The organism is Peribacillus sp. NPDC096448 (genome assembly GCF_044762675.1).
Classification (GTDB): Bacteria; Bacillota; Bacilli; order Bacillales; family DSM-1321; genus Peribacillus; species Peribacillus frigoritolerans_B.
The window spans coordinates 23,211-34,993 of record NZ_JBIWEU010000029.1; the positions used below are offsets into that span (position 1 = coordinate 23,211).

Sequence of the window (11,783 nt, forward strand, 5' to 3'; positions counted from 1 at the left end):
TGTTGACATTTTTTTTAATCCATTTTTTGATTTAGGCTGGCAGCTGGGAAATTAGGATCAAGGTGAAAAAGCACTTTATCTTTATAGCGGTTGGTTATAGAATGGTCCTATAATGAAACGAAAACTTCGCTACTGGGAAGAATCTTATTGTGAGTGTAGGAAAGAAGGAAAAGGTCTTGGAAACGAAAATATTTCATCGAGATACGTGGGCAGAAGTAAATTTAGATAATATTTTTGAAAATATTTCTTCAATGAAAAAAAGACTGAGAAAGGGCGTTAGTCTTTTCGCTGTCGTTAAAGCGAATGCTTATGGCCACGGGGACTATGAAGTGGCTAAAACGGCGCTTGATGCAGGGGCGGATTTTTTAAGTGTAGCTTTTTTGGATGAGGCTCTTGCCTTACGGAAAAAGGGAATATTGGCCCCGATTCTTGTACTTGGGGCGTCTAGGCCTGAAAGTGCAGCACTTGCTGCCGAGCATGGGATTGCCGTGACGGTTTTCGATGTAGCCTGGTTGGAGAAGGCAAAGGATTTGTTGAAACCGGGACAAGTTTTGCAAATCCATGTAAAAGTGGATAGCGGCATGGGGAGAATCGGCGTTCGGGATAAAGGTCAACTCATGAAAGTGGAAAGTTTGCTTAAGAGGGAAGCTTGTTTCAATTTCCAAGGGATATTCACTCATTTCGCGACTGCGGATGAAATGAAGACAGACTTTTATGAAACGCAGCTTGCTTTCTTTAAAGGAATGCTTTCCGAATTGACTGGAAAGCCGGAATATATTCATGCAGCTAATAGTGCAGCTTCTTTAAGGTTCACCGATTCTGAATGGAATGCAATAAGAATGGGAATTTCCATGTATGGTTTGAGTCCTTCCATGGAGATGAAGCCGATATTGCCATTTCCATTAAAACAAGCTATATCATTGAGAACGGAAATGGTCGCGGTTAAACAGCTTGCCAAGGGTGAAAGCGTTAGTTATGGAGCGACTTATACGGCTGAAGGTGATGAATGGATTGGGACTTTGCCAATCGGTTATGCTGACGGCTGGATCCGAAAGCTGCAAGGTCAGGAAGTTCTTGTGGATGGAAAAAGAGTACCCATAGTCGGACGGATTTGCATGGATCAATGCATGATCAAGCTGCCTGGACCATACCCTGTAGGAACAGTGGTCACACTAATGGGGATTGATGGGGAAGAATCGATTACTGTCGATGAGATAGCGGCAAAACTGGAAACGATCAACTATGAGGTAACATGCATGATAGGAGCAAGAGTGCCCCGCATATATATTAAAGACAATCAGGTGAATCATGTACGCAACTTCATTTTGGAATGAGCGGATTGTAAAAAAATCCTAAGATTGTGAATAAGATTTCCTTTATTATGCTGATAATAGGATTGAGAATAGAATATACTCTTTGCAGATAGGGATTTTAATGGTAATATTGAAAAGGATATATAATAAAGGTGTGTAGTGATGGTGGAGGTGTATGTTTGTGTCTGAATCCAGCGCAACAAGAGAGATATTAATTCGATTACCTCAAAATTTTTTAACAGAGTTAGATGGGTATGCGAGTGAGGAAAATGTTAATCGCAGTGAATTTATTTATCGTGCCACAAAAATGTATCTTCGCGAACGTAAAAAGAAAGAGTTTCGTGAATCGATGAAACGCGGTTATATTGAAATGGCGGCCATTAATTTAACGATTGCTTCTGAAGCCTTCCAGGCTGAATTCGAGGCTGGTCATTGCGTTGAACGATTAGTTAGCGGAGGCTGAGCCATTGATTGTTGTTAAGCGTGGTGACGTATACTTCGCAGACCTTTCCCCGGTAGTCGGTTCAGAGCAGGGTGGGACCCGTCCGGTACTAATTTTACAAAACGATATTGGTAATCGCTTTAGTCCGACTGTGATCGTGGCAGCCATTACAGCTCAAATTCAAAAAGCGAAATTGCCTACACATGTTGAGATTAATGCAAAAAAGTACGGATTCGAACGGGATTCCGTCATTTTATTAGAACAGATCCGGACTATCGATAAGCAGCGTTTAACTGATAAAATTACGCATCTTGACGAACCGATGATGCAAAAAGTCAATGAAGCTTTGCAAATCAGTTTAGGCCTCATTGAGTTTTAAAGAAAATTTTCCCCGTAAAACCGGGCGTTATTATAATACAAATCATTCTTGATATTATTTAGATGGCACGATTCCTGCAACTGTGGGAATCGTGTTTTTTTATGAAATAACATAAACATATGTCCAAAAGGTAAACAGGGAGGAAATATGAAAAATTTGACGAATAAAAACATTATACAGTTAGATATTGGATGGAATGTCATTGTTTTTTATGTTATCTCCCTAACTTTTCATTAATTTATGTTTTTCTTACCTGAATTCCGGGTATGTAGTTATGTTGTAAATACCTAAAAAAGCAAAAGTGTAGTGGGGAAACTTAAAGGGAATCCAAATGGAAATAACATTACAGTTAGTTAACATCCTTGTGACGTGGACAGGGAAACATAGCAATTGTGTTAGAATGGGAGGATATTATGAATCAATTGGTTTACGATTTTATTAAGCAAAATCAAGATTACATCCTTACTGAGTGGATGGGCATCATGAAGGAAAGTACGGACGAAAGATTAATTAAAGTCGTCTCAGATCGAATGTTCACGCAAACGAGCAGTGAATTTATAGATATGATCATCACCAACGTTGATAGTAAAAACAAGGAATTCACATTGAAGCTTTCAGATTTTGCCGAGAAAGTCGTCCAATTGGGATGGCCTCTTACTTTCGTCAATGAAGGACTTCATAAATTCACGTTAATTGTCATTAATGGAATGGTGGAAAAGGGTCTCGTTACTCCTGATAATCAAGTCAATCTCGTTAACCATTTGGATAAATGGGCCACACCGATAAATAATGAAATAGTCAATATATATACTCAAACATGGGAAAGAACCGTTTCCATGCAAAAAATAGCGTTGCAAGAACTTTCGGCACCGCTCATTCCTGTATTGGAAGGAATTACGGTAATGCCGCTGGTTGGTACGATTGATACGGAACGTGCCAAACAGATAATGGAAAACCTGTTGACTGGCGTGGTTAAGCATAGATCTGAAGTTGTTCTTATTGATATTACGGGCGTGCCGGTCGTGGATACCATGGTTGCCCATCATATCATTCAAGCTGCGGAAGCAGTCCGATTAGTGGGTGCAAAATGTATACTATGCGGCATCCGCCCTGAAATAGCTCAAACCATCGTTAATCTTGGAATTAATTTAAATGAAGTGATTACAAAAAATACGTTGAAAAAAGGGATAGAAGTTGCGTTGGAATTAACGAGCCGTAAGATCGTAAAGGTGGAGGGATAAGAATGAGGATTCCGATATTAAAGCTTTATGACTGCTTGTTAGTCTCTATACAGTGGGAATTGGATGATGTGACAGCCCTTCAATTTCAAGAGGATTTACTGCATAAGATTCATGAAACAAGCGCGAATGGCGTTGTTATAGATATTACCTCAATAGATTTTATTGATTCTTTTATCGCGAAGGTATTAGGCGATGTCTTTAGCATGTCTAAGCTTATGGGGGCCAAAGTTGTAATTACGGGAATCCAGCCTGCTGTTGCAATAACATTAATTGAACTTGGAATTAGTCTCGATGATGTTCTGACAGCATTAGACTTAGAGAAAGGCCTGGAGAAATTACAACAGGAATTGGGGGATTAAAGAATGGAGTTCCAATCCTGCGTAAAAATCATAAATGAATGGGACATCGTAGCTGCAAGGCAGCTCGGAAGAAATGTCGCTAAAGAGTTGGGGTTCGGTACTGTAGACCAGGCCAGGATCACAACGGCCATTAGCGAATTGGCCCGAAACATATACCTATATGCTGGACAAGGCAGTGTTAGCATAGAAAAGCTAAATATAAATGGGAAGTCAGGATTGAAAATCATTGCAGATGACCAAGGGCCGGGAATTGAGGATATCCGCAGAGTCATGGAAGATGGATATACCACCTCAGGGGGACTGGGGGCAGGCCTTCCTGGAGCCAAACGTTTAATGGATGACTTTGATATTGAATCGATACCAGGTGAAGGGACTAAGATTATCGCTACGAAATGGCTCCGTTAGGGGGGGACTATGGATATTAGGGAGAACATGGAGAAAAAGTATCATGAGGCGCTTTCTACTTATCTTAAAGACCAAAATGAGCAGGCACTCTACCAAGGGCAAAAGATTAGCCGCCTACATATCAAATACAATATATCTCCAGAAGAAATCATCAGTATGCATAAAAATAACTTAATGGAACTTTACCCGGAATTACCGGGAAAAGTATTGGATTCTTTCGACTTCCTGCTTGAAGTCATGATGGGCTACGGCATTGCATACCGTGAACATCAAAGCCTAAGGCATCAACAGCAGGAACTGAAAACGGAAATCGAGATAGCGGCAAACGTTCAACATACTCTTTTGGAAACGGAAATACCTGATATCAAAGCTCTTGAAATTGGAGCGATCAGTGTTCCGGCAAGGCAGATGAACGGGGATTACTATCACTTCGTCCAGGATGAAAATGAACGAATAGGGGTAGGGATAGCCGATGTCATAGGAAAAGGGATCCCTGCTGCATTATGCATGTCGATGATCAAATATGCGATGGACAGTCTTCCGGAGCATCGTCATGAACCGAATAGTGTGCTTGAGAGTTTGAACCGTGTTGTGGAGCATAATGTTGATCCAAGTATGTTCATAACCATGTTCTATGGTTTATATGATCCGCATGATAGGTTATTTTCCTATGCTTCAGCCGGACATGAACCCGGTTTTTACTATGATGCCGCAACAGGTACGTTTAGCGATTTGGATGCAAAGGGCTTGTTGCTTGGAGTCGATAAAAAAACAAGGTATCGCCAATATGAAAAAAAGGTGAATCGTGGAGACATGATCATTTTATTATCTGACGGAGTAACGGAGTGCCGGACGAATGATGGGTTCATAGAAAGGGAAACGCTTATTGGTTTCATTAAAAAGAATATGCATTTGCAAGCCCAGGAAATGGTGAATAATATATATAAACAATTGGAGAAAATGCAGAACTTTCAACTGAGGGATGATTTTACATTAATAATTTTAAAATCGAATGTTTAGTATTGTTTCTGCTGGGTATAGATATAGGAATGAAGAGGATTTGAAGAGGTGGGTCAAGGATGAATATAACAGTAGATGTTAATGAATTGAATACTGAATTTATTGTAAAACTAAAAGGTGAAATCGATGCCTACACTGCACCGAAATTAAGGGAATCACTATTTCCGATTTCAGAGCAGGCAAATGTTTCGATAACTATTGATCTAACTGAAGTTTCGTATATGGATAGTACGGGACTTGGGGTATTTGTCGGTGCTTTTAAAAGCGTAAGGGCACATAATGGTGAGTTCACATTAGTTGGCTTATCGGAAAGGTTACGACGTTTATTTGATATAACGGGTCTTGCAGATATCATTGATATAAAAAGTGGTACAGAGGGTGGGTTAGAATGAGTCAAGTATATGATTACATCGAAATGAAAATACCTGCAAAACCAGAATTCATCGGTGTCATTCGTTTAACGCTTTCTGGAATAGGGAGCCGGATGGGATTTGCGTATGATGAAATAGAGGATTTGAAAATCGCTACCAGTGAGGCTTGTACAAATGCGGTACAGCATGCATATAAGGATTCTGAAAAAGGTGAAGTGAAAGTAAGTTTCGGCCTTTATCCTGACCGTTTGGAGGTCATGGTTTCCGATAGTGGCAAGAGCTGTAATTTCGAAGAGGTTCGTCAAGGGCTGGGTCCATATGAAAATGGGCAAAAGGTCGAACTTTTGAGAGAAGGAGGCTTGGGTCTTTACCTTATTGAAACTCTGATGGATGATGTGAAAATTCATCAGCATGATGGGGTTACTGTATTTATGACTAAGTTTTTAGAAGGAGAGCAGGTGGAGATGGATGCAAAAACAGTCTCAACCTAATCAGGCACAAAGAGAACAGGTAAATGAATGGATCAGAGCTTACCAGCAGAATCAAGATGAAGAAGCACAGAGTAAACTGGTCATCCATTATAAAAGTTTGGTTGAAACAATTTCCCGTAAGTATGCGAAAGGTAAATCATTTCAGGAGGATATCTCCCAAGTCGGCATGATTGGTTTATTAGGTGCGATTCGACGCTATGATGAATCTTTCGGTAAGAGCTTTGAGGCATTTGCCGTCCCCACTATTATCGGGGAAATCAAAAGGTTCCTTCGTGACAAAACATGGAGTGTCCATGTGCCAAGGAGAATTAAGGAACTTGGTCCGAAAATCAGGGTGACTGTCGAGGAATTAACGACAACTCTGCATCGTTCACCAAGAATAGATGAAATAGCCGATAGTATAGGCGTGACCGAAGAAGAAGTTTTAGAAGCGATGGAAATGGGAAAAAGCTATCAAGCTTTATCCGTGGATCATTCTATTGAGGCGGATTCTGATGGCGGTACTGTCACATTGCTTGACATATTCGGAAATGTTGATGAAGGTTTTGAAAAGGTGAATCAGCGTCTTGTGCTTGAAAAGGTGCTTCATGTGCTGAGTGACCGTGAAAAGATGATCATTCAACATACTTATTTAGAGAATTTAAGCCAGAAAGAAGCGGGCGATAAACTTGGGATTTCCCAAATGCATGTGTCAAGGCTCCAACGCCGCGCGATCAAGAAACTTCAAGAAGCCATTAATGCTGAAAACTCGGAGTTAATTCAGTGATCAAAGATATTTTGAGGGGAGAAAAAATAGAAGTCCTTGTCTCTCAATCGTCTAAAAACGGGATGGTTTATTGTGGTGATGATTACTATTTTCTTCATACGGAAGAATATTTTTTGTGTGTACTGGCAGATGGTCTAGGCAGCGGGAAAAACGCATACGATTCCTCCCATGCCGTCATTGAGGAAGTTAAACGTAATCATGAGTTGGATGTGGAAGCACTAATGGCAGTATGCAATCAAGTTTTAGTCGATAAACGGGGGGCAGCCGTTTCCATTTTGAAGATCTTTTATGACAAGAATGAATTTGTATACAGTTCGGTGGGTAACATCCGCTTTTTCCTGTATAATCCAAGCGACGATAAACTCGTTTACCCTTTACCTGTTACAGGGTATTTATCCGGCAGGAAACAAAAATACAGGACGCAGAGATACAAATATGAACCAAATGCGAAATTCATTCTTCATTCCGATGGTTTGGAACTTAAGGGAGCCAAGTCTTTTTTAAAAAGGCTGGTCCCTATCGATAAGAACGCCCAATGCATATTAAAAAGCAGTCCATTAACTGCAGATGATACAACTTTCATTTTAGGAAGCTTACTTTCGCCATAATTCGGAAGTGAGCTTTTTTGTATTGAATTCGCAACTTCATCGCTCATTTGCTAGACTATATATATTAGATCAAAAGGTTGGAGGTATACAAAATGATCGTTGTGGAAGATACATTAAAAGAATTGATAAAACAAATATCCAATGAGCTGACTTTGAAAAATCATCAGGTCCAAAACGTCATACAGATGCTGCAAGAGGGGAATACTGTCCCTTTTATCGCACGGTATAGAAAAGAAATGACGGGTTCACTTGATGAAGTGCAGATTCGTTCCATTATGGAAAGATGGAACTATCTAGAAAACCTTGGCCAGAGGAAAGCGGAAGTTACGCGTTCGATTGGTGAACAGGGGAAATTGACGGAAGAATTAACAAAACAAATCGAGAAGGCAACAAAACTGCAGGAAGTCGAGGATTTATACAGGCCATTCAAACAAAAAAGGAGAACGAAAGCGACAGTTGCTAAAGAAAAGGGTCTTGAACCACTGGCTAATTGGCTTTTGGAATGTCAAATGCATCCTCTAGTCAGTGAAAAAGCAGCTGAATTCATATCGGCAGAAAAAGAAGTTCCTTCTATTGAAGAGGCTATTGCAGGTGCGCAGGATATCATAGCTGAACATATTTCCGATGATGCGGAATTAAGGAAGTGGATAAGGGCTGAAATTTTCAAAGCTGGAAAAGTGGTTTCAACTGTGAAAAATGAAGAGAAGGACGAGAAAAAAATCTTCGAAATGTACTATGAATATGAGGAGCCGGTTCAAAGAATCGTACCACATCGGGTATTGGCGCTGAATAGAGGTGAAAAGGAAGAGGTTTTGCGAATCTCCATTCAGCCTCGGACTGAAGTCATCATTGGTCATCTGGAACGTAAAATCATTAAAAATAATAAATCTGAAGCCCAAGTTGTTCTTGAATCTGCGATTGAGGATGGACTCAAGCGTTTGATCATGCCTTCTGTAGAGCGGGAGATCAGAAAAGAGCTGACGGAAAAAGCGGAAGATCAAGCTATCCACATTTTCTCTGAAAACCTCCGGAACCTGCTCTTGCAGCCTCCGCTTAAAGGAAAAGTGGTCCTCGCCTTAGATCCGGCATATCGGACTGGCTGTAAACTTGCTGTCATTGATGAAACCGGAAAGGTACTCGATATCAGTGTAATCTATCCGCATCCTCCTGCTGCGAAACTTCATGCTGCCCGTGAAAAAACGATCGAAATACTTCAACGGTTCTCAGTTGAGATCGTGGCAATCGGCAATGGTACGGCCTCACGTGAATCAGAGCAATTCATTGCAGATATTTTAAAAGAAGTGAAAGGGAACATTTCATATATAATTGTTAATGAAGCGGGAGCCAGTGTGTATTCAGCCTCGGATATTGCCCGTGAAGAGTTTCCGGATCTTCAAGTAGAACAGAGAAGCGCCGTTTCGATAGGCAGAAGGCTTCAAGATCCCCTTGCTGAACTTGTAAAAATTGATCCGCAATCGGTGGGAGTAGGCCAGTATCAACATGATGTGTCTCAAAAAAAGTTAACGGAATCCCTCACCTTTGTAGTGGAAACAGCTGTTAACCAGGTGGGTGTTAATGTCAATACCGCTTCATCGTCTCTCTTACAATATGTAGCTGGTTTATCAAAATCGGTTGCTCAAAATATTGTGAAGAAAAGGGAAGTGGAAGGGAAATTTCAAAGCAGGAAGGAATTAAAGAAGATTCCCCGGCTTGGTGCCAAAACATATGAACAATGTATAGGGTTCTTACGTATCATTAATGGAGATGAACCTTTAGATCAAACTGCGATACATCCTGAAAACTACAGTGCCGTGAATAAATTATTGAAGAAAATGGGATTCACATCTGAGGATTTAGGCAGTGATGCACTGAATGAAGAGTTAGGTAAGCTAAATCCTGCTGATTTGGTCAATGAATTGGAAATTGGAGAAATTACGATCAAAGATATCATCGATGATTTGATGAAACCGGGAAGAGATCCTCGGGATGAGTTATCAAAACCGCTGCTTAAGCAGGATGTACTAAAAATGGAGGATCTGCAAACTGGGATGGAGTTACAAGGTACAGTGAGGAATGTTGTGGATTTTGGTGCGTTTGTGGACATCGGTGTTAAACAGGATGGACTGGTGCATATTTCTAAACTGAGCAACCGGTTTGTAAAGCACCCATTGGATGTAGTTGCCGTTGGGGATGTTGTAGCGGTTTGGGTCGAACTTGTTGACTCCCAAAAGCAAAGGGTATCTTTAACGATGCTCGAGCCAAAGGATCAAAACTAGCCTATGTTAAGCTCCTTCTATATTAGAAGGGGTTTTTTTGAAATGATGTATTTATATTTGGAACAATGTCGAATCTATAACCTGAGACTTTCTTTCTTTTGATAAAAAAACCAACATTGATTCAACATCTTCACTTGATAATAATCCTTTTCATAAAAGGCTTTGCGGATTTGATTCTGGAACCAATTAGGCATAGCTTTTCCTCCCTTAGTTTCCTATTGTATTATTAGTCTATGTTATAATGGGTTGTCATGTTACCAAGGAAAGGGAGGGGGAAATGGATAATCGTCAATTGCAAAAACTAGTAGAAGAAATTTCGTTGAAAGACTTTAAAAAGGCCTTTAGACACCAAGCGAGTTTTAATCCGCGTCTCCGGACAACAGGAGGACGATACTTGCTCCGTTCACACAATATAGAAATCAATAAGAAGTATCTTGATGAACGCGGTGTGGAAGAAATGATTGGAATCATTAAGCATGAATTGTGCCATTACCATCTGCACATCGAGAAGAAGGGGTACCAGCATCGTGATGCGGACTTTAAGCATTTACTCAAAAAAGTGGGGGCACCGAGATTTTGCGAGACGCTGCCATCTAACCAATTAAAGAAAAAGATGAATACAATTCAATATAAATGTGAAGACTGTCAGCAGGTATATATAAGGAAAAAACGAATCGACACTACCCGTTTCGTTTGTGGTAAATGTCGTGGAACATTGATTTACCAAGGGTTTAAGGAGCAAAAAACAAAAAAATAAAAAAACACAAAAGAACTCTTGACTTTAAGTTGCAACCTCTATATAATCATAAGAGTCGACAAGATAACAACTTGTCCTTAACGACAAACACTAAGGTCCTTGAGCGTGAAAAAGGAACCCAATTTTCATTATTCCGCAGTAGCTCAGTGGTAGAGCATTCGGCTGTTAACCGAACGGTCGTAGGTTCGAGTCCTACCTGCGGAGCCATTTTTTTTGGGGAAGTACTCAAGAGGCTGAAGAGGCGCCCCTGCTAAGGGTGTAGGTCGCGTAAGCGGCGCGAGGGTTCAAATCCCTCCTTCTCCGCCAGTCACATATTTTATATCAAGGCCCATTGGTCAAGCGGTTAAGACACCGCCCTTTCACGGCGGTAACACGGGTTCGAATCCCGTATGGGTCACTTTCTTGTGCATAATCAAAATACTGGTCCCGTGGTGTAGCGGTTAACATGCCTGCCTGTCACGCAGGAGATCGCGGGTTCGATTCCCGTCGGGACCGCCATTTTTTTAAAAAAACACTTGCCAAACTGATATTATCGTGATATAATATTATCCTGGCTGTTAATTAGTGTTTGATTATTGGGCTATAGCCAAGCGGTAAGGCAACGGATTTTGATTCCGTCATGCGAAGGTTCGATCCCTTCTAGCCCAGCCATTTTTATTTAGAGCCATTAGCTCAGTTGGTAGAGCATCTGACTTTTAATCAGAGGGTCGAAGGTTCGAATCCTTCATGGCTCACCATTTATTTTCGCGGGTGTGGCGGAATTGGCAGACGCACCAGACTTAGGATCTGGCGCCGCAAGGCGTGGGGGTTCAAGTCCCTTCACCCGCACTGATATTTTTCTTCTTGACATCAAGTTGAAAAGGTGTTAAACTTATAAAGTCGCTTTCGCGGTCGTGGCGGAATGGCAGACGCGCTAGGTTGAGGGCCTAGTGGGGGAAACCCCGTGGAGGTTCGACTCCTCTCGGCCGCACCAATAACATCATAGAAATTAGCGCCCGTAGCTCAATTGGATAGAGCATCTGACTACGAATCAGAAGGTTGTAGGTTCGACTCCCGCCGGGCGCACCATATTTTACGGGAAGTAGCTCAGCTTGGTAGAGCACTTGGTTTGGGACCAAGGGGTCGCAGGTTCGAATCCTGTCTTCCCGACCATTATTTCTTTCTGAAAATACTTTAAAATTAAATGCGGGTGTAGTTTAGTGGTAAAACCTCAGCCTTCCAAGCTGATGATGAGAGTTCGATTCTCTTCACCCGCTCCATTATTGCTCTTTGAAAACTGAACAAAACAAAGCGCCAACGTTAAATTTTAAGTGAGCACACACTATCAAAAAAGCAAATGAGCAAGTCAAACATTT

Annotated in this window: 14 protein-coding genes and 11 tRNA genes; 24 read left to right on the top strand and 1 reads right to left on the bottom strand. The window is 41.1% G+C overall.

What is annotated here, in order from left to right; translation table 11 throughout:
* The first annotated feature begins 149 nt into the window (after positions 1-149).
* From alr to ACIQ0C_RS25555, 12 genes are all read left to right on the top strand, one after another.
* A complete protein-coding gene (gene alr, locus ACIQ0C_RS25500) occupies positions 150-1,334 on the top strand; it encodes an alanine racemase (RefSeq protein WP_403065311.1) in 1,185 nt (394 codons plus the stop codon).
* 160 nt (positions 1,335-1,494) lie between these two features.
* On the top strand, positions 1,495-1,776 hold the full coding sequence (locus tag ACIQ0C_RS25505; RefSeq protein ID WP_034306380.1) for a CopG family ribbon-helix-helix protein: 282 nt from the start codon (positions 1,495-1,497) through the stop codon (positions 1,774-1,776).
* A gap of 7 nt (positions 1,777-1,783) precedes the next feature.
* Complete coding sequence (locus ACIQ0C_RS25510; RefSeq protein WP_034306610.1) at positions 1,784-2,134, top strand: type II toxin-antitoxin system PemK/MazF family toxin; 351 nt, start codon at positions 1,784-1,786, stop codon at positions 2,132-2,134.
* 413 nt (positions 2,135-2,547) lie between these two features.
* The gene (locus ACIQ0C_RS25515) at positions 2,548-3,375 is read left to right on the top strand and encodes an RsbT co-antagonist protein RsbRA (protein WP_054398282.1); all 828 of its coding nucleotides are present in this window, start codon (positions 2,548-2,550) and stop codon (positions 3,373-3,375) included.
* 2 nt (positions 3,376-3,377) lie between these two features.
* Complete coding sequence (locus ACIQ0C_RS25520; protein WP_048682053.1) at positions 3,378-3,734, top strand: STAS domain-containing protein; 357 nt, start codon at positions 3,378-3,380, stop codon at positions 3,732-3,734.
* A 3-nt stretch (positions 3,735-3,737) separates the two neighbouring features.
* Complete coding sequence (locus tag ACIQ0C_RS25525) at positions 3,738-4,139, top strand: anti-sigma regulatory factor (protein ID WP_034306373.1); 402 nt, start codon at positions 3,738-3,740, stop codon at positions 4,137-4,139.
* A gap of 9 nt (positions 4,140-4,148) precedes the next feature.
* The gene (locus tag ACIQ0C_RS25530) at positions 4,149-5,159 is read left to right on the top strand and encodes a PP2C family protein-serine/threonine phosphatase (RefSeq protein ID WP_402843718.1); all 1,011 of its coding nucleotides are present in this window, start codon (positions 4,149-4,151) and stop codon (positions 5,157-5,159) included.
* A gap of 59 nt (positions 5,160-5,218) precedes the next feature.
* A complete protein-coding gene (locus ACIQ0C_RS25535) occupies positions 5,219-5,551 on the top strand; it encodes an anti-sigma factor antagonist (protein WP_403065314.1) in 333 nt (110 codons plus the stop codon).
* The gene (gene rsbW / locus ACIQ0C_RS25540; protein WP_034306366.1) at positions 5,548-6,021 is read left to right on the top strand and encodes an anti-sigma B factor RsbW; all 474 of its coding nucleotides are present in this window, start codon (positions 5,548-5,550) and stop codon (positions 6,019-6,021) included. The genes ACIQ0C_RS25535 and rsbW overlap by 4 nt, the downstream gene beginning before the upstream one ends.
* Complete coding sequence (gene sigB, locus ACIQ0C_RS25545) at positions 5,999-6,787, top strand: RNA polymerase sigma factor SigB (RefSeq protein WP_402843725.1); 789 nt, start codon at positions 5,999-6,001, stop codon at positions 6,785-6,787. Before rsbW ends, sigB begins: the two co-directional genes overlap by 23 nt.
* Positions 6,784-7,395, top strand: a complete 612-nt coding sequence (locus ACIQ0C_RS25550) for a PP2C family serine/threonine-protein phosphatase (RefSeq protein ID WP_402843728.1) — start codon at positions 6,784-6,786, stop codon at positions 7,393-7,395. The genes sigB and ACIQ0C_RS25550 overlap by 4 nt, the downstream gene beginning before the upstream one ends.
* Before the next feature lie 92 nt (positions 7,396-7,487).
* A complete protein-coding gene (locus ACIQ0C_RS25555; RefSeq protein WP_403065317.1) occupies positions 7,488-9,671 on the top strand; it encodes a Tex family protein in 2,184 nt (727 codons plus the stop codon).
* A 74-nt stretch (positions 9,672-9,745) separates the two neighbouring features.
* Here ACIQ0C_RS25555 and cmpA read toward each other — a convergent pair whose 3' ends face one another.
* Complete coding sequence (gene cmpA / locus ACIQ0C_RS25560; protein ID WP_089364909.1) at positions 9,746-9,865, bottom strand: cortex morphogenetic protein CmpA; 120 nt, start codon at positions 9,863-9,865, stop codon at positions 9,746-9,748.
* An 83-nt stretch (positions 9,866-9,948) separates the two neighbouring features.
* Between cmpA and ACIQ0C_RS25565 the strand changes: the two genes are divergently transcribed.
* From ACIQ0C_RS25565 to ACIQ0C_RS25620, 12 genes are all read left to right on the top strand, one after another.
* On the top strand, positions 9,949-10,428 hold the full coding sequence (locus tag ACIQ0C_RS25565; RefSeq protein ID WP_403065320.1) for a SprT family protein: 480 nt from the start codon (positions 9,949-9,951) through the stop codon (positions 10,426-10,428).
* 132 nt (positions 10,429-10,560) lie between these two features.
* Positions 10,561-10,635, top strand: a tRNA-Asn gene (locus ACIQ0C_RS25570).
* 8 nt (positions 10,636-10,643) lie between these two features.
* A tRNA-Ser gene (locus ACIQ0C_RS25575) sits at positions 10,644-10,734 on the top strand.
* A 19-nt stretch (positions 10,735-10,753) separates the two neighbouring features.
* Positions 10,754-10,825, top strand: a tRNA-Glu gene (locus tag ACIQ0C_RS25580).
* 25 nt (positions 10,826-10,850) lie between these two features.
* Positions 10,851-10,926: transfer RNA gene (locus tag ACIQ0C_RS25585), tRNA-Asp, on the top strand.
* Between the two features lie 78 nt (positions 10,927-11,004).
* Positions 11,005-11,079: transfer RNA gene (locus tag ACIQ0C_RS25590), tRNA-Gln, on the top strand.
* 10 nt (positions 11,080-11,089) lie between these two features.
* A tRNA-Lys gene (locus ACIQ0C_RS25595) sits at positions 11,090-11,165 on the top strand.
* A 9-nt stretch (positions 11,166-11,174) separates the two neighbouring features.
* Positions 11,175-11,256: transfer RNA gene (locus ACIQ0C_RS25600), tRNA-Leu, on the top strand.
* A 59-nt stretch (positions 11,257-11,315) separates the two neighbouring features.
* A tRNA-Leu gene (locus ACIQ0C_RS25605) sits at positions 11,316-11,401 on the top strand.
* Between the two features lie 18 nt (positions 11,402-11,419).
* A tRNA-Arg gene (locus tag ACIQ0C_RS25610) sits at positions 11,420-11,496 on the top strand.
* 7 nt (positions 11,497-11,503) lie between these two features.
* A tRNA-Pro gene (locus ACIQ0C_RS25615) sits at positions 11,504-11,580 on the top strand.
* 33 nt (positions 11,581-11,613) lie between these two features.
* Positions 11,614-11,687: transfer RNA gene (locus tag ACIQ0C_RS25620), tRNA-Gly, on the top strand.
* Positions 11,688-11,783 lie beyond the last annotated feature (96 nt).

Bases quoted from the DNA above. Each gene is read 5' to 3' on its own strand.
- cmpA (WP_089364909.1), bottom strand. From the start codon at position 9,865: ATGCCTAATTGGTTCCAGAATCAAATCCGCAAAGCCTTTTATGAAAAG.
- ACIQ0C_RS25535 (WP_403065314.1), top strand. From the start codon at position 5,219: ATGAATATAACAGTAGATGTTAATGAATTGAATACTGAATTTATTGTA.
- ACIQ0C_RS25520 (WP_048682053.1), top strand. From the start codon at position 3,378: ATGAGGATTCCGATATTAAAGCTTTATGACTGCTTGTTAGTCTCTATA.
- sigB (WP_402843725.1), top strand. From the start codon at position 5,999: ATGCAAAAACAGTCTCAACCTAATCAGGCACAAAGAGAACAGGTAAAT.
- ACIQ0C_RS25555 (WP_403065317.1), top strand. From the start codon at position 7,488: ATGATCGTTGTGGAAGATACATTAAAAGAATTGATAAAACAAATATCC.
- ACIQ0C_RS25525 (WP_034306373.1), top strand. From the start codon at position 3,738: ATGGAGTTCCAATCCTGCGTAAAAATCATAAATGAATGGGACATCGTA.
- ACIQ0C_RS25530 (WP_402843718.1), top strand. From the start codon at position 4,149: ATGGATATTAGGGAGAACATGGAGAAAAAGTATCATGAGGCGCTTTCT.
- rsbW (WP_034306366.1), top strand. From the start codon at position 5,548: ATGAGTCAAGTATATGATTACATCGAAATGAAAATACCTGCAAAACCA.
- ACIQ0C_RS25515 (WP_054398282.1), top strand. From the start codon at position 2,548: ATGAATCAATTGGTTTACGATTTTATTAAGCAAAATCAAGATTACATC.
- ACIQ0C_RS25565 (WP_403065320.1), top strand. From the start codon at position 9,949: ATGGATAATCGTCAATTGCAAAAACTAGTAGAAGAAATTTCGTTGAAA.